Source organism: Stenotrophomonas terrae, from assembly GCF_039674165.1.
Lineage (GTDB): Bacteria > Pseudomonadota > Gammaproteobacteria > Xanthomonadales > Xanthomonadaceae > Stenotrophomonas > Stenotrophomonas terrae_A.
On the sequence record NZ_JBDJMY010000021.1, the window covers coordinates 21392 to 44109 of the forward strand.

Annotated in this window: 21 protein-coding genes; 7 read left to right on the forward strand and 14 right to left on the reverse strand. The window is 60.4% G+C overall.

The genetic code is table 11. The annotated features are described in order from the left end of the window. Window positions 1-127: 127 nt before the first annotated feature. Complete coding sequence (locus ABE493_RS11070) at window positions 128-676, reverse strand: cysteine hydrolase family protein (RefSeq protein WP_346498970.1); 549 nt, start codon at window positions 674-676, stop codon at window positions 128-130. 104 nt (window positions 677-780) lie between these two features. Between ABE493_RS11070 and ABE493_RS11075 the strand changes: the two genes are divergently transcribed. Next, complete coding sequence (locus tag ABE493_RS11075; protein ID WP_346498971.1) at window positions 781-1755, forward strand: GlxA family transcriptional regulator; 975 nt, start codon at window positions 781-783, stop codon at window positions 1753-1755. 737 nt (window positions 1756-2492) lie between these two features. Here the strand turns inward: ABE493_RS11075 and ABE493_RS11080 are convergent. Both ABE493_RS11080 and ABE493_RS11085 read right to left on the reverse strand, forming a co-directional pair. Then, window positions 2493-3242, reverse strand: coding sequence for a hypothetical protein (locus tag ABE493_RS11080; RefSeq protein ID WP_346498972.1), 750 nt, complete (start codon window positions 3240-3242; stop codon window positions 2493-2495). Between the two features lie 403 nt (window positions 3243-3645). Then, a complete protein-coding gene (locus ABE493_RS11085; protein ID WP_346498973.1) occupies window positions 3646-3996 on the reverse strand; it encodes a hypothetical protein in 351 nt (116 codons plus the stop codon). A 536-nt stretch (window positions 3997-4532) separates the two neighbouring features. On the opposite strand from ABE493_RS11085, the gene ABE493_RS11090 reads away from it, so the two are divergent. Next, a complete protein-coding gene (locus ABE493_RS11090; protein ID WP_346498974.1) occupies window positions 4533-5741 on the forward strand; it encodes an RES family NAD+ phosphorylase in 1209 nt (402 codons plus the stop codon). Between the two features lie 127 nt (window positions 5742-5868). On the opposite strand, the gene ABE493_RS11095 is transcribed toward ABE493_RS11090, so the two are convergent. The 3 genes from ABE493_RS11095 to ABE493_RS11105 all read right to left on the reverse strand — a co-directional run bounded on the left by ABE493_RS11095 (window position 5869) and on the right by ABE493_RS11105 (window position 9244). Beyond that, the gene (locus tag ABE493_RS11095) at window positions 5869-6252 is read right to left on the reverse strand and encodes a hypothetical protein (protein ID WP_346498975.1); all 384 of its coding nucleotides are present in this window, start codon (window positions 6250-6252) and stop codon (window positions 5869-5871) included. 1264 nt (window positions 6253-7516) lie between these two features. Continuing rightward, on the reverse strand, window positions 7517-8335 hold the full coding sequence (locus tag ABE493_RS11100) for a CYTH domain-containing protein (protein WP_346498976.1): 819 nt from the start codon (window positions 8333-8335) through the stop codon (window positions 7517-7519). A gap of 375 nt (window positions 8336-8710) precedes the next feature. Further along, window positions 8711-9244 carry a DUF2834 domain-containing protein gene (locus ABE493_RS11105; protein ID WP_346498977.1) on the reverse strand — a complete coding sequence of 178 codons (534 nt, stop codon included), beginning with the start codon at window positions 9242-9244 and terminating at the stop codon, window positions 8711-8713. A gap of 57 nt (window positions 9245-9301) precedes the next feature. Here ABE493_RS11105 and ABE493_RS11110 point away from each other — a divergent pair, with 57 nt between their 5' ends. Next, the gene (locus ABE493_RS11110) at window positions 9302-10669 is read left to right on the forward strand and encodes an alpha/beta hydrolase (protein ID WP_346498978.1); all 1368 of its coding nucleotides are present in this window, start codon (window positions 9302-9304) and stop codon (window positions 10667-10669) included. 126 nt (window positions 10670-10795) lie between these two features. On the opposite strand, the gene ABE493_RS11115 is transcribed toward ABE493_RS11110, so the two are convergent. The 5 genes from ABE493_RS11115 to cyoA all read right to left on the reverse strand — a co-directional run bounded on the left by ABE493_RS11115 (window position 10796) and on the right by cyoA (window position 15394). Continuing rightward, on the reverse strand, window positions 10796-11470 hold the full coding sequence (locus tag ABE493_RS11115) for an SCO family protein (protein WP_346498979.1): 675 nt from the start codon (window positions 11468-11470) through the stop codon (window positions 10796-10798). Window positions 11471-11545: 75 nt separating this feature from the next. Continuing rightward, window positions 11546-11878 (reverse strand): cytochrome o ubiquinol oxidase subunit IV, encoded by a 333-nt coding sequence (cyoD, locus tag ABE493_RS11120; RefSeq protein ID WP_057627619.1) that lies wholly within the window; start codon window positions 11876-11878, stop codon window positions 11546-11548. A gap of 2 nt (window positions 11879-11880) precedes the next feature. Continuing rightward, entirely contained in the window at window positions 11881-12510 is a 630-nt protein-coding gene (gene cyoC, locus ABE493_RS11125) for a cytochrome o ubiquinol oxidase subunit III (RefSeq protein WP_346498980.1), read from the reverse strand. Then, window positions 12507-14489, reverse strand: a complete 1983-nt coding sequence (cyoB, locus tag ABE493_RS11130) for a cytochrome o ubiquinol oxidase subunit I (protein ID WP_346498981.1) — start codon at window positions 14487-14489, stop codon at window positions 12507-12509. Before cyoB ends, cyoC begins: the two co-directional genes overlap by 4 nt. Before the next feature lie 5 nt (window positions 14490-14494). Continuing rightward, entirely contained in the window at window positions 14495-15394 is a 900-nt protein-coding gene (gene cyoA / locus ABE493_RS11135; RefSeq protein WP_346498982.1) for a ubiquinol oxidase subunit II, read from the reverse strand. Window positions 15395-15576: 182 nt separating this feature from the next. On the opposite strand from cyoA, the gene ABE493_RS11140 reads away from it, so the two are divergent. The 4 genes from ABE493_RS11140 (at window position 15577) to ABE493_RS11155 (ending at window position 19496) form a co-directional block, all read left to right on the forward strand. Beyond that, window positions 15577-16989, forward strand: a complete 1413-nt coding sequence (locus tag ABE493_RS11140) for a PLP-dependent aminotransferase family protein (protein ID WP_346498983.1) — start codon at window positions 15577-15579, stop codon at window positions 16987-16989. Between the two features lie 48 nt (window positions 16990-17037). After that, window positions 17038-17322: a hypothetical protein gene (locus ABE493_RS11145; protein WP_346498984.1), complete on the forward strand. Its 285-nt coding sequence runs from the start codon at window positions 17038-17040 to the stop codon at window positions 17320-17322. 68 nt (window positions 17323-17390) lie between these two features. Further along, window positions 17391-17924: a DUF6436 domain-containing protein gene (locus ABE493_RS11150; RefSeq protein ID WP_346498985.1), complete on the forward strand. Its 534-nt coding sequence runs from the start codon at window positions 17391-17393 to the stop codon at window positions 17922-17924. A gap of 198 nt (window positions 17925-18122) precedes the next feature. Continuing rightward, window positions 18123-19496 carry a PLP-dependent aminotransferase family protein gene (locus tag ABE493_RS11155; protein WP_430980764.1) on the forward strand — a complete coding sequence of 458 codons (1374 nt, stop codon included), beginning with the start codon at window positions 18123-18125 and terminating at the stop codon, window positions 19494-19496. A 325-nt stretch (window positions 19497-19821) separates the two neighbouring features. Here ABE493_RS11155 and ABE493_RS11160 read toward each other — a convergent pair whose 3' ends face one another. Genes ABE493_RS11160 through ABE493_RS11170 form a run of 3 tightly spaced genes read right to left on the reverse strand, consistent with a single transcriptional unit; the run spans window position 19822 to window position 22639 of the window. Next, window positions 19822-20619 carry an H-NS histone family protein gene (locus tag ABE493_RS11160; protein ID WP_346498986.1) on the reverse strand — a complete coding sequence of 266 codons (798 nt, stop codon included), beginning with the start codon at window positions 20617-20619 and terminating at the stop codon, window positions 19822-19824. A gap of 18 nt (window positions 20620-20637) precedes the next feature. Next, on the reverse strand, window positions 20638-21378 hold the full coding sequence (locus ABE493_RS11165) for a GntR family transcriptional regulator (protein ID WP_346498987.1): 741 nt from the start codon (window positions 21376-21378) through the stop codon (window positions 20638-20640). A 16-nt stretch (window positions 21379-21394) separates the two neighbouring features. Next, a complete protein-coding gene (locus tag ABE493_RS11170) occupies window positions 21395-22639 on the reverse strand; it encodes an acetyl-CoA hydrolase/transferase family protein (RefSeq protein WP_346498988.1) in 1245 nt (414 codons plus the stop codon). Window positions 22640-22718: the final 79 nt, after the last annotated feature.

The following is a 22718-nucleotide window of genomic DNA, read 5'->3' on the forward strand; positions in this document are numbered from 1 at the left end:
TGGCATGCTGAAAAACAACGTGCCTGGGAAGGTGCGGCGAAGGTGGTCAGATTCCTACCAGAGGAGCGGGCAGGCCAGTGCTTGATAACGATGCTCTACCCGTTTATCCGTCTGGTTACGTCGACCATCACCCCAGCAAATGCTCATCCGTAGCAACAACCCGCCCATACCCGAACTCAAACGACGCCATCATTGCCGCATGCACCTGCGCAGCGGGCGCCACAACGCCATTGAACTCCAGATCACGCGTAGCGCAGGCGTCGTGCAGCACGGTGACCGCATAGCCCATGTCGGCCGACGCGCGCACCACCGCATCCACGCACATATGGCTCATCGCGCCAACCACCACCACATCCTCGATCCCGCGCGCTTCAAGCTGCTGCTTCAGATCGGTATCGCGGAACGAATTGACGTGGTTCTTGACGATTACCGGCTCATCGCTGATGGGTGCGACAGCGCCCATGATCCGCACCCCGTCCGAGCCCGGCACGAAGATGGGCGCATCGCTGCTGGCGGATTCATGGCGGACATGCAGCACCGGCACGCCCTTGGCCCGCGCATCGGCAATCACGCGCACCGCATTGGCGGTGGCGGCATCAATGCCCACCAGCGGCAGCTTGCCGGTGGCAAGGTATTCATTCTGAAGATCGACGACGATAATGGCGCGCTTGCTCATGTACGGCTCCCTGATGGGTGGTTGAATGGTGTGGGAGAAGTCTCCGCGACCGGCCTGCCACCACGAAGAGGCGCTACCGACATTCTTGAGGGCTGTACCGACAGATGCGCACCGACGGTCACATCCAAGTGGGAATCCTGCTGTATCCCGGCGCCCAGCTGGCGGCGGTGCTCGGCCTGACCGACCTGTTCGCCCTGGCCGACAGGCTCTCCAGTGAACGCGCAACGCCCGCCGCCCCCGAACTGCAGGTCACGCACTGGCGCATCGAAGCGCCCGGCCAAGCGCCGCAAGCCGTCTACAGCTCAAGCCAGCCGCCAACCGGTACACCGCAGGTGATGATCCTGCCGCCCAGCATGCAGCCTCCGATTTCCACCGAAGCCGCCGCGCCCTACCTGGGCTGGCTGCGCGCATTGCACGACGACGGCACCACGCTCGCATCGGTTTGCGCCGGCGCATTCTTGCTGGCCGAAACAGGGCGCCTGGCCGGCCGCACCATCACCACCAACTGGCAATACGCCGAACTGCTGGCCGCGCGCTTTCCGGACGTGACGCTGGACGTGGACCAGATGCTCATCGACGGCGGCGACATCTTCAGCGCAGGCGGCGCCATGGCCTGGACCGACCTCGGCCTGCGGCTGGTAGACCGCTACCTCGGCGCCGTAGTAATGCTAGATGTCGCACGCACGCTATTGATCGATCCACCCGGCCGCCAACAGCGCTACTACAGCAGTTTTTCGCCACGCATGACGCACGGCGACGCCGCCGTGCTGGCCGTGCAGCAATGGCTGCACGACACCCACGCCAAACAGGTCGCGTCCGCCGAACTCGCACAACGCGCAGGGCTTGAAGAGCGCACCTTCCTGCGCCGCTTTCAGAAAGCCACCGGCATGACCGCCACCGAATACTGCCAACGCGTACGCGTAGCCCGCGCACGGGAGATGCTGCAGACCAGTAACGTGCCGCTGGAGCGGATTGCCTGGGACGTGGGTTACAGCGACCCGGGTTCGTTTCGGAAGGTGTTTAGTCGGATTGTGGGGTTGTCGCCGGGGGAGTATCGGCGGCGGTTTGGTGGGCGGTGATTGAGTAGTAATGAGCAGAGCGGAAAGTCCGCTCTGTTCTTGATGCTCTTGGTGGGAGCTTCCTTGTGCACTTTCGGCTGCTTTCGGCCAGAAGCGAACAGTTACAAACGCCTGAACTAAGCCGGGCCGAGAAGCAGCATCGGCTTGAATGAATTATTGGACCGCTGACCCGCATCCATGTGGTTCCAGTAGTCTGAACAACCGATCCATCTGGCGGTTCAAAAGCCAAACGCCATGATCGAAATTATTCTGGTTCCCGGCAAGCACTCTCTGGATTTCTATTACCTGTAAGTCCCAGTCCCAATCGACGCCAGATGCGCTGCGAACGACCAACGCTGTACGCGCTCCATAATTTTTCTAAAGTTTCTCATGTACTCGCTGAAGCAAGGACTCCGTGACATTACCTTGGAGATTGCTCGCTGGCCGACTCGGATGGAAGTTTGCCATGTTGAGATGATCAGACCGGCCGAGTGCCGCTTGAATGTCTCGGGGGCAATCCTCCGCGAGAGTGATCTCAAGCCCGAGCCGCTTGCCGTCAGCGTCAAAGCATACTACATCAGGGCTGTCCGAAAGCTCTCCGAATTTGTAGGAAGTTCCTTGCTCCGCGTTGTATAGAGCGAGAAATCCGATTGCGGTCGCCACCTCGATCTTCTGCTTCTCGTTCACGGATTCCCCCCCCGAGCGGTCTAACACCTGAGTTAAGTCTCGCCACAAAGCGCGACGGATCGAATGAATGGCTAGGTTGCGCGCGCGCCCGCCAACCCGCGCAACCTACTCTCCAGAAGATCTTTGAGTTCCTTCATGCTCCTAAAAAATATGACCGGATAGTCCTTAAGATCGAACTCCAAACGTGTGCCTTCCCGCGCTATGTAGATAGGTGTTTTGCGTAGTCCCTGGGCATAGCCAGCTTCATAAAAGACGTTGGGACGGGATCCTGTAAGGTCAACGATGACGTACTCAGCCTTACGAATCGATTCCAGGATTCTGTCGGTGATGCGTTCGTTTGAATGTGGTTCGTCGACGCGCTCTGCTTGAACGCCACAACGTTTTGCTGCCTCTTTGATCGCATCAAGCACATCCTCAAGCTGTGCATCGGCCGGATCTATTGGCATTGCGATGAAAGCGTAGCCCTTCTGAACTGGATCGGGCGCCGCAATTGCCTTGGGCAACTTTGGCTCACGCGGCGGCTCCTTTAATACACCGATCGTCTTGTCAATCATATCGACCACGTGCCCCATAAGATTCATGAGGTATGGAGGACTAAACATCATTGCGAACGGATCAACGTTCTGCATGACCAAGCCACCCACAGCTGGTGGCGGTGAAATGGTCATAGTGAAAAAGCACCCGGCTTCAATCGTCTCGCGGCGCACCCAGAGAGTGTTCTCACTGATCCATGAGCGAGTCTCTACGTCATGACTTTTCTGCCATTGGAACAACTTGGCTTTGTACTCTCGGAGCTTCTGAATTTTCTCGGTGGCCTCCACGATCCCTCCTTGCAAGCTAGCGTCTGTACCAAACAGCCCCGCGGAGCGGGTTCGGCTCGAATGAATTGCTAGGCCGCGACATCGACATGCTCTTCGGCCAGATTGTCTGCCTGTTGCCGAGTATCGGTTAGGGAGATGGGCTGTTGCTCGTGCCACCACTTTCCTTGCCACTGCGGCGCACCGTTGCCCCGGATGAACAGTCGGATTCGAAAGCCGCCAGGAACAAGATGTACGCAAGCAAGCTTTGAGCCGTCTCGTGAAACGATGGAGGAAAGCAGATCCCGCGACTCAGGCTCCACTACGTGGAAGTTTGCCCCAGCAATCTCGATAACGTGCATAGCAGTCTAACGCTTGAGTTAAGCCGCGCTACGAAGCGACGTCGGCTTGAATGAATTGTTAGGCATCACGGCTTTACCCAATACTGATGCTGCATAGCCTCCAGAACAAAGGCAAGAAGCAAGTGCAACCCCGATTTCTCTATGCCAAGTTTCCGGCGTTCGCGCCCTTGCAGCCCACCGGCTACTAAATTGAGCACCTCATGGAGAGCAATTGATTGTTCACTGCCAGCTGGGTACAAGCTGAAGTCACAGACTCCTGGCAGCTTCTTGTTGATGTCTTCGAGCAGAGTCCCTCTCTCAATACCTCTATAGATCTCATCGAACGAGAGAGAATTCCCATGACCCGCTTCAATGGCCGCGTTTGCTTCAAACCCGACTAGAGCAAGTGTACTTAGCCACGGCTTTTTTTCAGTCACTACATACTCCTTGTGTGATACCTAACTACCTAGTAGACGGACCCGTCAGTCTGGCCATATGACTTATCCACAGCACACCATATAGCGGGCTATCCCCTGATTAAGCTCGATCTTAGGGCCACTGGGTCCAGCGAACAACCCAGCGTACAATCGGATCCAGAGGAGGACTCAGTGACCACCGCAAGCTCGCTTCGGTAGAAGTGCAGATGTCCGTTCGGGGTCGCATGATGCCGAGCGGCCAATTGCGGACACTCAAAATTCGAACACAGATCGCCACGTGGCTGACGCACCACTAGCGCTCGCGCATTGTTAGCGATGCAACATAACTATCGGTGACCGGCAGCTCATGTGGATTGGCTTTCAGCACAGACATCCCCGCCTGCCGAACGGGCTCACCTTGGAGCAACCCAGCGATCCGCCAACCGCATGGCTGAGTTGTCTTGCTTGGCAAATAATGTGTTTTTTTACTTCGGATGCTACCCGACACCATGGATCTAGGAATCTGCAAAACTTGCATCGTAGACGACTTCCTGAGAGTGGAGATCGAATCCAACTCGGCAATGGTTGACTGCACTGAATGCAGCAAGAAGCGCAAAGGCATCTCTATCAATGATCTTGGCCGAAGACTCGAAGGCATACTTCGGCGATATTACGTTGTGGGCGAAGAAACTAAACACTTTGCAGGCGTCGATGACGACAGGGGCTCCTGGCAGCAACTAGGAGATGATCTCTCGGATATCGTTCAAGATGTACTTGGCGAGTGTTACAACTGCCACTCATCCATTGTTGAGGCGGTCAAAGAAGCTGAGGACTGCGATCCGCAGTCTGGCGACTACGGGTACTGGTGCGATGGAACCAACTACCAGTTTAGGTTTATCCAATACGAACCCAGCGCCTTCCCCGGCTGGCATGAGACGAAAGCAGAGCTTAAGCACGGTCGAAGATTCTTTAGTCCGGTAGCGGCGTCGATGTTCGCGGCACTCTTCGAAGGCATTGATGACATCACAGCACGTGTGGACGGAAATCAGGGACCTGTGTGCTATAGCCTCCCCTTGGATGCACAACTGTTTCGCTCTCGGGTCGTAGACTCTGAATCAATGCAGCTGGCGGTAACTGCAGCACCTGCGCGTCAAGTGGGACCGCCTCCGCCCGAACTGGCGAGAAGCGGCCGTATGAACGCTGAAGGCGTATCGGTGCTTTATGCATCAAATGAGGCTAAAACCTGCGTGTCAGAGATGCGCCCGGCGATCGGGAGTACTTTGGCTGTAGTCGAGCTGAGAACCACGCGCAAACTTCGTGTGCTGGATCTCCGTAGACTCGAGAAGGCTTGGGCCAAGCACAGCCTGTTTGATCCAAAATACTCAGAGAAACGCATCCGTTTCGCGGCGCTTCGTCAGTTGCATGAGCAAGTATCCCAACCAATTTTACCTGGGAGAGAGTCCGACTACATCGTGACCCAGACGATGGCGGAGTATCTGGCCCACGTATGCGACAAACCATTTGACGGGATAGTATTCCGTTCGGCACAAGACGCCCAAGGGACCAACATCGTGCTCTTCGCACGTGGAAAGCCTTTTGACGGCAAGCTATCCTCAAAATTCGGCGTAAAATACAAAAAAGATAGCCTTAGCTTTGTTCGCATTAGATCTGTCAAAATCGAGTCCGAGAGTCTATCCATCGTCAAACTTCAGGGTCATTCATATTTGCTCGATGCCAAGGGACGCGCCGAATTCAACGAGCTATAGAGCAGCTTTTGCAAGCAAGCCTGTGTTGGGCTCGGCCAATGTCCGCTGCCGGCCAGTAGGGGGCGTTCAACGGCTGAATTAAGCCGCGCCGTGAAACGGCGTCGGCTTGAATGAATTGTTAGGCGCGCTACTTGAGTAGCTTGTCAACTTCATGATCGATGCTGGCGATGTGCTTGTTGGCGGCTACAGTCATTTCAAGAAGCAGGTGTTTCATTTTTGTGTGGTCTCGTTCTTTACTATCCAAGTGGTCATAGTACAGCTTGCGAACTTCTCGTGAAGCATGAACGCTGATAGCGCCCATCATGCTAATTGGATAATTGCGTTCCTGTAGTGCGGCCGGCAGCTTTTGGAAGATATCTGCGTAGATCCGCTCAAGGCCTTCCTTCCTGCGGCGAAGGATTTCGATGCGTTTCTCAAGCCGCCATTGTGTATGAGTTGTACGTAGAGTGATGAGGGGAACGATGCTTGCAACGGCAGCACCGATCAAAACTCCCCATAGTTGGCTATCCATACACTCTCCATAGGCACTTAACGCCTGGATTAAGCCGAGCCGCGAAGCGGCTTCGGCTTGAATGAATTGTTAAGCCCCGGCTGCGCGCCTAGTGAGCCAGCCCGAGAATGCATTGAGGCGAGCCAAGAGCCCCGCCGTGCTTTCACAAGAGCCTGGCTCGGAGAATACAAGCTCATTGGACGGTTGCTCCGTGACCAGTATGTCTAGGCAAAGCGCATGATCCCAGGCAGTAATGTCAACCAGGAGATCCTCTGACTGGTACCAAGTCGATAGGATCTCGGCGGGAAGCTCAAGCCGTTCAAACTTGAGCTGCCTAAGACCGAGCTGTTCGTGATTTGCAAGGAGCCACGCTGAAACAAAGGCTCTCGCGGTCTCTAAATTGGAAGTCTCGGTCATGCTCAATCCGGGGCCTAACGCCTGAACTAAGCCGACCCGCGAAGCGGGTTCGGCTTGAATGAACGGTTAGGCCGCATGGTAGTAGGCCGCCCAGACCCGTGAGCTCATCAAGATAAGAAAGCCGAGAACAACTAGGCGGTTACGCCAAGCATAAGTGGTCTCTGCCCGGCGACCTGCGGACTCCATTTGCTTGTTGATGCTTGGCAAAGCGTGATCAATTGCCGCGATCTCCGCTTGGGCGTGCTGCAATGAATAGACTTGCCCTGTCGCTGAGTTCAAGAACGGAGCCCCGCTTGCGAGCTGTTAAGTGAGTAGCCCTCGCTGCTCGTTGGCTCTCAGGTACTTGTGATTGAGGCTTGTGAGAAAGATGGTCGACTCGACGCGAAAGAAGCCGCAGAGCGCTGAGCCGAACAAAGCGGCTAGTGCCAGAAGTTCCAAGGTTTTGGGATTTGACCCAACTACTTCCGCCTGAAATCCATTGGCGATGTAGGCACAGAGGGCGCCAAGAATCCCAAGAACGAAGTAGTCGAACTTCTCTGCGGAAGTTCGCCAGGTGTCATATAGACGGTCGCTACGCTCTATGGTCATACGGTCTAACTACCTAATGGACGGACCCGTGGGTCCGGTTATACGACTTACCCACAAAGCACCGTATGGGGGACTTCTCCCTTGATACGGCTCGCTCTTAGGGCGCCTGAGTCCAGCTAACAAGCCAACGTACAACCGGACCCAGCGGTAGGCTCGGCGACCTCGGCAAGCTGAGGGTGCAAATGGCCGCATTGGGTCGCATGACGCCCTGCGGCCAGTAACGGACATTCGACTCCGGAATTAAGCTGACCCGCGCAGCGGGTTCGGCTTGAATGAATTGTTAGGGTTTTGCCTGAATTGTCATATAAAGGCCAAATATAGTAAGCGCAATACCGGTAAGGTTAAGAATCATGCCAAGCCAATTCAAGCCAGGCCCTGTGCTCCAAGCAGATAGTGCTTGCTTCCAGTATGCTTGATCGAGGTGGAAATGTCGGACGCCCCTTTCGTACTTTGAGCTATTAGAGAAGCGCGAATTCTTAACCAGCTTGAGTAGGTTCGGCTTGATCAAAGGCAACTGCACTGATGCATCAGCGTTGAGTGCCTCCAACTCAATTTCGTAGAGCTGGTTACTTGCTTTTCCATTTGCTGAATTTACAAGCACAAATTGATCCAGAGACAATCTAAAACTCTCGGTTGCTCTGACAAGCAGATAGTTCAAACGGTCGTTGCGAACGCTGATGAGCTTAGAAAATGATCGCCCTGAAAGCTCTGGAAAGTGCACATCCACGTACTGCTTAAAGTTTGTGCTCTCTAGATCCTTAAGTTCCTGTGCGCTAATGTTGAACTCATGCTCGGCCCGTTTCAGCTCGCCAGCGCTTTGGCTCGTTAATGTCTTGATGATGAGTTTTGTGGCGTCCCCGACATGGCGTACGCGGAGTAACGAATGAATCTCAAATAGCTGAAGATCCTCGGTATCGTAGTAGACATCATTGATCGTCTTTGTTCCTTCCAGCGAGATGCTGAACTGACCTGTGCCGATAAATCCTTGAAGTGTATCTTCGAGTTCGTCGGTGCTTTTGCTCCGGAGGGAGGTGAGCAGCTTTATCTGCTGGCCAGGCGCAGGTACTACCTTGATCTCATGCTCTTCCGTGGGTTTCACTGCAATCTCCGTTAAAGCCCAACTACCTAATAGACGGACCCGCGGGTCCGGTTATACGACTTATCCACAAAGCGCGGTATGGTGGGCTTTGCCCTTGATGCAGCTCGATCTTAGGACGGCTGGGTCAGGCTAACAAGCCGACGTATAACCGGGCCCACCGGAGGGCTCGGCGGCCGCGCCAATGGCCGCTATGGGACGGAAGCAAACGTTGGTCTAAGTGCATTGCTACAGGCGTTCTTACGTTCCTGCATGTTTCCTGCCTTGCTTCGGAACTCGACGCCTGCCGCGTGCTTTCGAAATTCCATGCAGTCTCGCCGAGCAGTTAGATGGGCTGAGTTGGCATGGGCAGCCCTGATCTTCGGCTATCGCGGATTATCAGGCTTCTTTCGGCGTTGCTGCGAGATGCCGCTCCCTGATGTAAAGAAAAAGAGGTAGCGCTAAGGACGGACCAATCACGATGCTGGACAGCGGCATCCACAGACGACGCATTCCAAGTCTGTGTCCCTCAGCACAAATGAGTGCGATGGTCGCAAGGCCCGAAATGAGGACATCCGCCCAAGCGAACGCTGCGATATTGCTGGACGTCGCCTGCTGCAGTAGGAGCGGCACATTGAGGCCGTTGGCGTATAGCCATGGCACAAACTGGGCTAGGGGCAGGGCGGTGCCCGCGATGCAGAGAAGTAGGTAAACAAACCGCATGTTGCTCTCCGGCTGAGTCGATTGGTTGTCTCTGGTGTGGATTATCGCTTGGACCAAGGAATCCTGGGCCTTGGTGAGCGCTGAGCTCGGGAGTTTCAGCGCGATCCAGGAAGGCCAGTCCGCCATTGTTTCCGACGCCCGTAAGAGCTCGGCGGTACTAAGCAGCACATAGGCGCGCTCAGCCCCCAACCACCCATTACCGATAGACATTCCCGCAGCCCCTGCACACTGGCATGCTGTCGCCTGCTCATCAGGGGATGAAAGTCGATGTTTCGATCTGTTGTTCTTGCGGCTGCACTATTTGCAGCACTTCCCGCGCGCGCGGAGCTGGCTTTCGAGGCGCCGGTGGCCTGCGCCGATGCGGATTCGTCTCCTGCGCTGGAAGGCAGCCTTTGTGTCAGCACCCATGTTCCGCTGCGGCATGAATCGCCGGCCGATGGTTCGCTGAAGCTGTTCGTGCGGTGGTTTCCCGCTGAGGCTGCAGAGCGGCGCGGGGAGGTTTGGCTGTTGGCCGGTGGGCCTGGTGAGTCCGGGGCGTCCTTGTATCCGGTGGTTGCCACCTTCCGGCGTGCGTTTCCCGGTTATGACCTGGTGATTCCGGACCATCGTGGCGTGGGCCGGTCGGAGCGCATCTGTCCGGTGCAGGAGGCTGCGGACAGCGCGGATGGTGTTGGGCTGGCCGGGGACGAGTGGGGTGGCTGCATTGGTGCGATGTATGCGGATGCGGCGCGTACGCAGGCGTTCTCGGTGACCGAGGCGGCGCAGGATCTTGCGCTGCTGATGTCGCGCTATCGGGGCAGTGGGCCGACCTATCTGTACGGGGTGTCGTACGGCACGCAGCTGGCCTTGCGTACGCTGCAGGTAGCGCCGATGCCGCTGGATGGTTTGATCCTGGATGGGCTGGTGCCGCTGGAGACCACCGAGCAGTGGGATCTGAGCCGGCGCACGGCGCTGGTGGATGCGGTGGGGCGTGCGGTGCTGGGCGAGCAGAAGGTGGCGGTCTATCAGCGTGTGCTGGCCGCTGCGCCGACGGCGTCGTGGAAGGGCGAGGTGCCGGGTGGTGATCTGCGCCGGTTGCTGGGCTCGCTGCTGAACTTCCCTGCGCTGCGTGCGCGTATTCCCGACATCGTTGATGGGCTGGCGGTGGACGATACGTCCGCGCTGCTGGCAACGGTGGCGGAGTTGAAGACGGCGATGGCGGGGATGGGGCAGGGTGGTAACAACCAGCCTTCGTTGCCGCTGGTGATGTTGATCTCGGCGTCGGAGAACAATGCGCGGCCGGGGCTTACGCGCGAGCTGGTGGAGCAGGAGGCGGCTGGGGCCTTGTTTGTCAGCGCAATTCCGGGGTTTCTGGTCGGGGCGCCTGTGCCTGCTTATGCCAAGGATGTTTGGTTTGGGAAGTCGCCTGGTGCGTTACCCAGGACTTTGGTTGTGCATGGGACCTTGGATCCGAATACGGCGTATGCGGGGGCGGTGGAGCATGCGGCGGTGCTGGGGAAGGCTGGGGAGGTGAGTTTCAGTACGGTGGAGGGTGGGGCGCATTTGCTGTCTTACTTTGCGCCTGGGTGTTTTGTTGAGGCGGTTGGGGCGTTTGTTGGGGGTGGGGAGGTTGGTGGTAGGTGTGTTGAGCGGTGAGGTTGATTTAGGTTTTACGGCTGAGTTTGGTTGGGGGGTTGGAGGTTTGGGGTTGGTGGTTTTGTTCTGCCCTCACCCCAACCCCTCTCCCGCAGGGAGAGGGGCTTTGGTCTTGCCGGTTCGGGGCTATCCGGTTGCGTCACAGATTGCTGGGTTTGGGCGCGTCGGCTCCAGCGTTAGTCGCTGCACATCTGAGAACAGCTGCTCCACCGGCATGCCGAACGGCGCGAACAAACGCAGCCGTCCTTCGCGGTCGAATACGTAGCCGCCTGCGGTGTGGCTCATCGAGTAGGCGCCGGGGTGCTTGCCTTCTTCGCGGTCGTAGAAGGCTTTGAAGGATGCTGCCATTGCGGCCAGTTGCGCATCGTCACCAACCAGCGCTGTCGCAGTCGGGTCAAACGCTTTTACATAAGTTTCGGCAACAGCTGGGGTGTCGCGGGCCGGGTCTACGGTGACGAAGATCACCTGCAGTTTGTCGGCGTCCGAGCCCATCAGGTGCTTTACGCGGTTCAACTCCACCATGGTGGTGGGGCAGACGTCCGGGCAGCTGGTGAAGCCGAAGAACAGGTAGGTCACTTTGCCGTTTAGGTCAGCCTGGCTGCGGGTTATGCCTGTGCTGTCCGGCATCGTCCATTGCTGGCCGAGTGCTTCGCAGGCGATGTCCTTGCCATAGAAATCTACTTTTGGTTTTGCGGCGCAGGCGATCAGCAGCAGGGTGGTGGCGCTTATCGCGATGGTGGACAGGTGCAGTTTGCGGGCCAGTGCGGCGAGGCCGCTGGCGGGGGTGTTGGTGCGGGACATGGCTATGGTCGATGAAGGACGGACAGCCGAACTGCATGCAACGGGCCGGCAGTGTGTGCCGGCCCGTTGCGTGCGTCAGTTGACCATCATGTGGAAGTGCATGCTCCAGATGATCCAGATGGAGAGTGCTACCACGATGAAAAGAATGACCAGCGTGAAAACAAAACTGGCCAGGTTCCAGCCGCCCTCCGAGGAGCGGTTCATGTGCAGGAAGTACACCAGCTGCACGATGATCTGCACGACGGCAAAGCCGACCAGCAGGGCCATCGTCAGTGGCCGCGACAGCGTCGGGTTCATCACCAGCATGAAGGGGATGACGGTGAGCACAGCGCAGATCACGAAACCGATCAGGTAGGACTTGGTGGAGCCATGTCCGCTGCCGGCGCGGGAGGTGTCGTTGTCGGACATGTTCAGAACACTCCAATCAGATAGACAAAGGTGAAGACGCAGATCCAGACCAGGTCCAGGAAGTGCCAGAACAGGCTCAGGCAGGAGATGCGGGTGACGTTGGTCGGGGTGAGCCCGCGACGCTTCACCTGGTGCATCACCACCGCCATCCAGATCAGGCCGCTGGCCACGTGCAGGCCGTGCGTGCCAACCAGCGCGAAGAACGCCGACAGGTAGGCGCTGGTGGTGGGGCCGGCGCCAATATGGATGAGGTGGTTGAACTCATACACTTCCATGCCGATGAAGCCGGCACCGAGTGCGAAGGTCACGCCCAGCCAGGTCAGCACGGCCTGCTTGTTCTGGCGGTGCATCGCGAGCACGGCCTGGCCGTAGGTGATGCTGGAGACCAGCAGCAGGAAAGTTTCCACCAGCACGAACGGCAGCGAGAACAGCTCGGCACCCGTCGGGCCGCCCGCATACGCGTTGCTGAGCACCGCGTAGGAGGCGAACAGCGAGCCGAACAGTACCAGGTCGGACATGAGGTAGACCCACATGCCGAAGACCTTCATGCCGCCCTGGTCGTGGCCATGGTCGTCATGGCTGTGCTCGGCCGCCTGCGCGTTGTCTACGGCGACGTTGGACATGATGTTCATGCAATCACCCTGTGCTGCTTGAGCTTGTTCTGGTGTTGGTTCTCGATGGCGGCCACTTCTTCGGCGCTGACGTAGTAATCCACGTCCTCGTCGTAGGAGCGCACTATCAAGGTGACTATCATCGCCACGAAGCTCGCACCGGCCAGCCACCAGATGTGCCAGATCAAAGCGAAGCACAGTGCCAGGATCCAGATGTTGAGGATCAGCGGCACACCGGTGTTACGCGGCATGTGGATGGGCGCGTACTGCTTGGGCGGCTTTGGCAGGCCTTCTTTCTTGGCTTCGTGGAAGGCGTCCAACGTGTCGGCCTTGGGCACCACGGCGAAGTTGTAGAACGGCGGCGGCGAGGGCGTCTGCCATTCCAGCGTGCGCGCATTCCACGGGTCGCCGGTGATGTCCTGGTTCTGCTTGCGGTCGCGGACGCTGACGTAGATCTGCACCAGCATCAGCACGATGCCTGCGAGCACGAACAGCGCGCCGACGAAGGCGGCAATCAGGTAGGGCGTCCACGCCGGGTTGTCGTACTGGTTCATGCGCCGGGTCATGCCCATGAAGCCAAGCATGTACAGCGGCATGAAGGCCAGGTAGAAACCGATGATCCAGCAGGCGAACGACCACTTGCCCAGGCGCTCGTTGAGGGTGAAGCCGAACACTTTCGGGAACCAGTAGACGAAGCCGGCCAGGTAGCCGAACAGCGCGCCACCGATGATGGTGTTGTGGAAGTGGGCCACCAGGAACAGGCTGTTGTGCAGCAGGAAGTCCGCGCCCGGGATGGCCAGCAGCACGCCGGTCATGCCGCCGATGGTGAAGGTGACCAGGAAGGCGATGGTCCACAGCATCGGCACGCTGAACTCGACGCGGCCGCCGTACATGGTGAACAACCAGGTGAAGATTTTCACGCCGGTCGGGATCGCGATGATCATCGTCATGATGCCGAAGAAGGCATTGACGCTGGCACCGGAGCCCATGGTGAAGAAGTGGTGCAGCCACACCACGAACGACAGGATGCCGATCGCCAGCGTTGCACCCACCATCGACTTGTAGCCGAACAGCTTCTTGCGCGAGAACGTGGCGGTGATCTCGGAGAAGATGCCGAACGCCGGCAATACCAGGATGTACACCTCCGGGTGGCCCCAGGCCCACACCAGGTTGACGTACATCATCGGGTTGCCACCCAGGTCATTGGTGTAGAAGTTGAAGTCCAGGTAGCGGTCCAGCGTGAGCGCGCCGAGGGCAACGGTCAGGATCGGGAACGCGGCAATGATGATGACGCTGGTGACCAGTACGGTCCAGGTGAACACCGGCATCTTCATCAAGGTCATGCCCGGCGCACGCATGCGCAGGATGGTGATGAACAGGTTGACGCCGGTCAGCAGTGTGCCGACACCGGAGGCCTGCAGCGCCCATATGTAGTAATCAACACCTACTCCTGGACTGAACTCGATGCCAGACAAAGGCGGGTACGCCACCCAGCCGGTCATCGCGAACTCACCAAGGCCCAGCGAGATCATCATCAGCGCAGCGCCGACCACGAAGATCCAGAAGCTGAAGGCGTTGAGGAAGGGGAAGGCCATGTCGCGCGCGCCGATCTGCAGCGGCACCACGATGTTCATCAGGCCCACCACGAACGGTGTGGCCACGAAGAAGATCATGATCACGCCATGCGCGGTGAAGATCTGGTCGTAATGCTCCGGTGGCAGGAAGCCATCGCTGCCGGGGCCGGCCGCAGCCAGCTGTGCGCGCATCATCAGTGCATCGGCAAAGCCGCGCACCAACATCACCAGCGCCACCACGATGTACATGATGCCGATCTTCTTGTGGTCAACCGTGGTGAACCAGTCGCGCCACAGCACGCCCCACAGCTTGAAATAGGTCACCGCGCCGAGCAGCGCAACGCCGCCCAGCACCATGCCCAACAATGTCACCACGACGATCGGGTCGTGCAACGGCACGGCGTCCCACGTCAACTTACCGAACATGCTCATTACTCCTGGGAGGCCTTGGGTTCTGCGTTGTGGCCCGACGTGGCCGCGGTGTTCTCACCCACGCCGATGAACTGGTCGATGACCTTCTTGAACAGCAACGGCTCGACGCTGGCGAAGTGCTGCACCGGTGCCTTGCGGCTGGGTTTGGCCAGACGCTTGAATTCGTCGAAGCTCAGCTGATCCGGCGATTGCCGCACCTGTGCAACCCAGTCCTCAAACTGCTGGTTGCTCATCGCGGTGGCGACAAACTTCATGTTGGAGAAACCGTGGCCGCTGTAATTGCCCGACATGCCGTCGAACTTGCCAGGCTCATTGGCCACCAGATGCAGCTGTGTGCGCATGCCGGCCATCGCATAGATCTGCCCGCCCAGCTGCGGGATGAAGAAGGTATTCATCGTCGAGTTGGAGGTGATGTCGAAGGCCAGCTGCTGCCCAGCCGGGAAGTTCAGCTCGTTGACCGTGGCGATGCCCAGGTCCGGGTAGACGAATACCCACTTCCAGTCGGTGGCGATCACTTCCACATGCAGCGGCTCGCCGGGGATATCCAGTGGCTTGTAAGGGTCAAGCTCGTGGGTGGATTTCCACACGATGACGGCAAGCACGGCGACGATGATCAGGGGCACGCCCCAGACCACGATTTCCACCTTGGTGGAGTGCGCCCAATCGGGCATGTACTTGGCCTTGGTATTGCCGGAGCGGTAGCGCCAGGCAAAGACGAAGGTCAGCACGATGGCCGGTATCACCACGATCAGCATCAAGGCGATGCAGATGATGATCAGGTCGCGTTGGGCAATGCCCACGTCGCCTTTGGAGTCCAGTAGTACCCAGTTGCAGCCAGACAGGCCCACGCATGCCAAAGCGGCCAGCGCTGGGCGGATGCGTTTCCAGCAGATATTCATTGAAGGTCGACCCTGTTGAAGGAGCTCTTGAGCGGGGACCGCCGGTGCCCGGCGCATGGGCCGGGAGCGGCTACACTGTCCGTACGGCGGTGCCTACAAAAGGATTGCCGATCCAGTCAAGTCCATACAAGATACAACATTGTATGGGTTGTTGCACGTACAACGCAGGGAAGGTTTATCCGATGCCGCAGCCAGCCGCAGGCCGACGCCTGAAAAAACCCAACCGGACCTGGGTCCGTCCCTTCGCCGAGGGCACCGGTCCGCTCTACCTGCAGATTGCCCAGCAGGTACGCGATGCCGTCGACGACGGCGTGCTGCAACCCGGCGACCGCCTGCCGCCGCAACGCGATCTGGCCCAGCTGATGGGCGTGGACCTGACCACGGTCACCCGTGCCTACGCCGAGCTGCGCCAGTCCGATCTGCTCGACGCGCAGGGCGCCGGCGGCACCTTCATCGCGATGTCGGCCGGCAACAGCGCCACCTCGGTGGACCTGAGCATGAACATCCCGCCGCTGCTGGGCAGCAGCCCGTTCGCGCAGGGCATGGAGCGCGGTTTCCAGCAGCTCAGCCAGCAGTTGGGGCAGGGCGAGTTGATGAGTTACCACGTCGGCGCAGGCTCCCGCGATGACCGCGCCGCTGCCGTGCAATGGCTGGCGCCCATCCTCGGCAGCGTCTCCGCCGAGCGGGTGGTGATCTGCCCCGGCGCGCAGGCCGCGCTGTGCGCCATCGTGCTGGCCAAGACCCAGGCCGGCGACCTGATTGCCGCCGAACAGCTCACCTATCCGGGCCTGCTGGCCGCCGCGCGCGTGCTGCAGCGGGGCATCGTCCCCATCGCCATGGACGCCGAGGGTATGCTGCCGGACGCGCTGGAAGCGGCCTGCCAGCAGCGCAAGCTCAGCCTGATCTACCTGATCCCGACCATCCAGAACCCGACCACCGCGACCATGTCGCAGGCCCGTCGCGCGGCCATCCTGGCCATTGCCCGCCGCCATGGCGTGGCGGTGGTCGAGGACGATCCGTACTGGCTGTTGGCCGCCGATGCGGCGCCGCCGCTGGCGGTGGATAGCCACCCCGACGCCCCGGTCTACTACGTTTCCACCCTGTCCAAGTGCCTGGCGCCGGGCCTGCGCACCGCCTATCTGGTGGTGCCGCCGGGCGAGCCGATGGAACCCTTGCTGGACGCCCTGCGCTCGATCGCGCTGATGCCCACCCAGTCAATGGTGGCGGTGGCTTCGCACTGGATCCGCAGCGGCCAGGCCGATGAGATGGTGCGCCGCTTCCAGCAGGAGCTGCGCCAGCGCCAGCAGATCGCCGCGCGCATCCTGCCGGCGCCGTATCAGGCGCACCCGTCCGGCCTGCATGTGTGGCTGCCGCTGCCCCCGAGGCTGGACCAGTACCGGTTGATCCAGGCCGCACAGGCGCAGGGCCTGGGCATCGCCAGCTCGGAGTCCTTCAGCATCGAGGAGCAGGCCGGCAATGCCATCCGCCTGTCCTTGGGCGGGGCGGTGGACCAGCACAGCCTGGCGACGGCCTTGACCAAGTTGACCGAGGTTATCTCGGCCGCGCCTGAGACGCGTACGCAGGCTATCGTCTAAACGCGACCCGGTCATATCCATACAAAAGTGATACATTGCGCATCTTGTATGGATATGCGGGTAGCGGCTGTGCGTCGGGACAAGCTGAAATTTCATCTGGTCATGCTGGGCTGCGCCGGCTTCGTGGTGCTGGCGCTGGCCTCGCTGGTCTATGTCTGCTCGCGGCCGCAGACCGCCGATGTGCAGGCCAGTGAACGTGCGGCCATCAACCAGTGCCTGCAGCGCAGCCGCGCGCCGGAGCGCACCGAGATCTACCGCCGCGCCCAGGCCGATTCCTGCGCCGAGATGCTTGAGCAGTACGAGCACAAGTTCGGCGCGGACGACGCCTCGTGAGCCCGCGTAGCGGTGCATCGCCGCGTCGGCGCGGCATGCGGCTTTGGATAGCGGCAGGCTGTGTGTTGATGGCCGGTATTGCGATAGCGCTGTGGCAATACTTCGGCCTCAGCGAGCAGGCCAGCTTCGCCGAACAGGCCATCGTCTTCGACGACACCCAGCTCAAGCTGCCACCGGAACTGGCCGGCGCCAACGGGCGCATCCGCGTCGTGCATTTCTGGGACCCGGCCTGCAAGGTCTGCAACCGCGAAACCGGCGCACACCTGAGTTATCTGGTCAGCATGTACCGCCGTGCCAACATCGATTTCTATGCGGTGCGCCGCCCGGGCACGACGGGTGAGCTGCCCGAGTATCTGCGTGGTCGTTTGAAGGAACTGCCGACGATTGAAGGTGCCGAACATATTCCGGCCAGCCCTGCGGTGGCCATCTGGGACCGGCAAGGGCATCTGGCCTACGCCGGGCCGTACAGCATCGGCATGGTCTGCAACTCGGCCAATAGTTTCGTCGAGCCCATCCTCGACAAACTTGTCGATGGTCAGACGGTACGGCCGCGCGGCCTGTTGGCGGTGGGCTGCTACTGCCCCTGGCAAAGCAAACCTTGATCTGCTGCTGATGAGCCTGCACGCACGCCAGCGTGCGCGGACGTTTTGTCCGCGCAAAAAAAACAGCGGGCACCCGCTCCAACCGACCGATGGTTGTGAGCAGGCACCCGCCGCTGATGTAAAAGATACGCGGCTACATCGTCCATACATGGTGCGACAGGATGTCGCAGTTTTTGCCGGTAAACAGGGGGTTTGGCGATGAGTTGGATGAACAGCGCGCTGCTCAGCAGCGGCCCGATCTACCTGCGCATCGTCGACAGCATCGAGCGCAGCGTGAATACCGGCGAGCTGGTGCCCGGCCATCGCCTGCCATCGCAACGCGCATTGGCCAAGCAGCTCAGCATCGACCTGACCACGGTGACGCGTGCGTTTGATGAAGCGCGCCGACGCGGCCTGATCGAAGCGCGTGGTCCACAAGGCAGTTTCATCGCACCGCCAAAAGCCGCCTTCGGCCAGCCGGTGGATCTGAGCATGAACGTGCCGCCGGTGCCGGATGCGACCGCCTTGAACGATGCTCTGCGTCGTGGCGCTGCAGCCGTGCTCGCGCGCAGCAATGCGCCCAATCTGATGACGTATCACCTTGCTGGCGGCAGCCCGACCGACAGGCACGCGGCGATCAGCTGGTTGCAGCCGATGCTGGGCGATGTTGCCGATGCGGGTTTGGTGGTTGCTGAAGGCGCGCAGTCGGCCTTGGCGTCGATCCTGATAAGCCAGACCCAGGAAGGCGAGGTGATTCTGTGCGATCACCTTGTCTATCCCGGCTTGCTGCAGGCCGCCAGATCATTGGGCCGACGTTTGCTGCCGGTTGCTGGCGATGCCGATGGAATGTGCCCGGATGCGCTTGAACGCGCTTCCCGGCAGAGCGGCGCACGCGTGGTCTACCTCAACCCCACCTGCAACAACCCGACCGGGTTGACGATTCCGCTGCAGCGTCGGGTTGAGTTGGCACGGGTGCTGCAGCGGTTGGATCTGCTCGCCATCGAAGACGATCCGTATTGGCATCACGATGTGCATGCGCCAACGCCGATCGCCGCGCTTGCACCGGCGCAGGTGTACTACGTATCAACTTTGTCCAAGGCGATCAGTCCCGGTTTGCGAACTGCCTTCGTGCGTTGTCCTTCCGTTCGCCATGCAGAAGGGCTTGCGACCGCCTTGCGTTCGATCTGTTTGATGGGCCATCCGCTGGTGATGGCGATGGTCAGCCAGTTGTTGCTGGATGGTTCGGCGACTGCCTTGCTGGGGCAGGTGCTGCAAGAAGCGCGCGAACGTAGCGCCTTGGCGGCGCATCTGCTGGTGCCTGCGCTGAAGGTGCAGGCCGCTGGCCTGCATGCCTGGTGCACCGTGCCCGAGCCATGGACCGACGCCGGCTTCGTGCGTGCGGCGCAACTGCAGGGCCTGGCGATATCGCCCTCGTCGTCGTTCCGGCCGGACGGCGCGCAGCGCAGCCGTGGCTTTCGACTATCGCTGGGGCAGGCCAGCAACCGGCGACAGCTGCACAGCGCCCTGCGTCGCATCAATCAACTGGTGGATGCACCAGATTCAACCGGTGCACTGGTTGTAGGAGCGGCGTAAGCCGCGAAGCTGGTCAACCAACAGCCGCCGCGCGCCATGTATCGCCACACTTAATTGCCGTCAGCTTCGCGGCTGAAGCCGCTCCTACAGAAGCCGGTCTGGATGGCTGTGGGAGCGGTGTAAACCGCGAAGCTGGTAGTGCATCAGCCGCAGGTCACCGCGAACGGCACCCCTCCCCAACCCGTCCGGCCCGAAGGCACAGCCTTCGGTCGTTCATCAGGCCGCGCGCCAGTGGCGCGCAAACTGGCCTTCTTCACCCCCTTGTCTGCGGCAAAGAGAGGGGGAAAAGCCGGTGGGACGAGGGTTGTCCTGCCCGCAGCTTTACTCAGCTCTGCTTGAACAGCTTGCGCTTGCCGGTCAATACCTTTTCCTTGGGCGTCAGTTTTGCCACGCCGGGGATCAGGAAGTCGGTCGGGGTCTGGCCGAAGCGGATCTTGGAGGCCAGCCAGAGCGGCATCTTGCCGCGGCCGGTCCAGGTGTTCCAGCGGTTCTCGGGGTCGCGGTACTTGGGCTTGACCTTGGGCCCCTTGCGGCGGCCGGGCTTGCCCTTGGGTACTGCGGCATCTGCGTCCGTGCCGAACAGCTCTTCGATCGTATAACCGGTCTGCTTGGCCAGCGCGGTCAGCTTGCGCCTGACTTTTTCCGCAGGTTGACGTTGGGTGAGCGCTTTATGCCTGTCCTGTGCGGCGCGGATGAGAGTGTTCAGCTCCCGGAGGTCAAGGGTGTTCAGATCGATACTCATGGCGTAAGCGTCAGTTCTTGGCGTGGGGGTGTCAAGCCATTGTTGGCAGCTTTTGACACCAGCACAGCTGCCTTTGGCGCTTTGCCCGGAAGTGTGTCTGGCCGTGGCCGGGCCGGGCGGCTGCCCGGCTGCCCGGCTGCCCGGCAGACAGGCAAGGGCAGGGCTGGCTTCTTCCGGGCCATCCTGTGTCGAGCGGCGCAGGGATGGCTTGGTGCCGAACCCCGGGTAAGCGCAGCGCACCCGGGGCAGTTCGCGGGTGAGCTGAAACTTCGGCAGATGCAGGCTTCCCGGGTGCGCTGCGCTTACCCGGGCTACCTCATTGCCGGCGAGATCACAAAAAACCCGATGGCCGAGGCCGGCATCGGGTTTGCGGTGCTTCAAGCGCGGGCTTGGCTTCGATCAGCGGTGGTTGCGCGAAAGCACCATCGAGTAGGCGAACCGGCCCGGCGGGTGCAGGCTGATCGCGATCAGCAGCAGGCGCGCGTTGGCATCGCGGTAACGGCGCTGCACGCGCATCGCCGGCTCGGTCTTCTTGATGTCGAGTAGTTTGGCGTCGGCGGCTTCGAAGGAGGCGGCATCGAATACCTGTTCCACCCGCGACAGCTTGGCCGGGTCAAGGAACTTGGCCAGGGCACGGGCGGCGCCGGCCACTTCCAGCAGCTTGTCGGTCGGCACGCCGCTGCGCACCGGGATCAGCATCTCGGTGACGGCGATGGGCTCGCGGGTCTGTTCTTCCAGGCGCAGGCAGTGCAGGCGCAGATATTCCTTGCCCTCATGGATGTCCAGGCGCTGCGCCATGGCCGCGTCGGCCAGCTTGCGCTCGGCTTCCAGCACCTTCAGGCGGGTGCTGTTGCCGTACTGCATCAGCAGGTCGACGGTGTCGATCTCGTGCTCGTAACGCATGGCCGCGCTCTGCGCGATCACCCGCGTGCCAGCGCCCGGCCGGCGCTGCACCAGGCCAGCACTGATCAGCTGCGCCAGCGCCGCGCGAGCAGTGTGGCGGCTGACGCTGAAGCGTTCGCACAGCTCCAGTTCGGTGGGTAGCAGGGTACCAACGGCGTAGTCGCCCTTTTCAATTGCCGCCTGCAGTAGATCGCCCAGTTCGGCATAGCGGGGCTTGCTGCGTCGCGTACCAGTCATATGTACAGATCCTTGTTCAAAGTCTGAGCGAGAGTTCCTGCCAGCTGCGCTGCAGGGTTTCACGGTGGTCGGGTGCGGCGATGGCAATCAGGGCCTGGGCCCTTGCATGGACATCGAGATGGCGTACATCAGCTACACCATATTCGCTGACGATACAGTCGGCATCTACGCGGGCAAGGCTTACGGGACCGGCGGGAAGCATCGGGACGATCCTGCTTTCGCCCTTGGGGGTACTGGCAGGGAGTGCAATGATGCCGCGCCCGGCGGTCGATTGGCGAGCGCCTTGCAGGAAATCGGGCAGCCCGCCGACGCCACTCAGTTGGCGTCCAGACAGGAACTCGCCGTTCACCTGACCCAGCAGATCCACCGATAGTGCGCTGTTGATGGCGGTCAGGCGCGGAATACCGCCCAGTACGTTGTGGTCGTGGGTATGCCCGACTTCGCGGAAGGTGATGCTGCGCGGAGCAATGTCGTACAGCGCCTGTGTACCCAGCGCGACGCCTGCCACCACGGCATCCGGTGCCGGTGACAGTGCGCCCGATTCCAGCAGCCCAAGCAGGCCGTCGGAGACCATGCCGCTGTGGATGCGCAGGTTGCGCCGCTCGCGCACCGCACGCAGCACCGCCGATTGCAGCCGGCCCAGGCCCAGCTGCAGGGTGGCGCCATCTTCCACCAGGGTGGCGACCTGCGCGGCGACAGCCTCCATCGCGGCATCGGCCGGCGGATCGGGGATGTCCAGCAGCGGCGCGTCCTGCTCGATGGCGGCGGTGATGCGCGAAAGCGGGATCGATGGGCCGCGCGTGCGCGGCATGCGCGGGTTGATATGGGCCAGGATGCGGGTGGCGCGCGGCCAGGCGGCCGGGGTGAAATCGCAGGCGATGCCCAGCGAGCAGTTGCCGTCTTCATCCGGCGGCGCCACCTGCACCAGCACGGTGTCGAAGGCCACGCTTTCACGCAACCAGCGCCAGGTGGCGGTATAGGTCATCGGCAGATAGTCGATGCGGCCATCCAGCCAGGAGCTGCGCAGCTCGCTGCTCAGGAAGATCGTGCGCTGGCGTGCCTGCGGGTGCAGCCCGGCAAAGTCGAAAGTATTGACCGTGGGAATATGCACGCCGGTGAAGCGCAGGCCGGCACAGCGCTCGGCACCTTTACGCAGCCAGTGTTCGAACAGCAGGGAATGGCCGGCGCAGCCGGGCGCGAAGATCTCCGGGCCTTGCGCGAGGTAGTCGAAAAAAGTGTCGGCATCCAGAATTCGGGGCATGGGGCTGATTGCGGCGGTGGGAGAGCGGATCATATGATATGTCCGGACAAAGTCGGTTATGCTCCTTTTACGCGGTCGC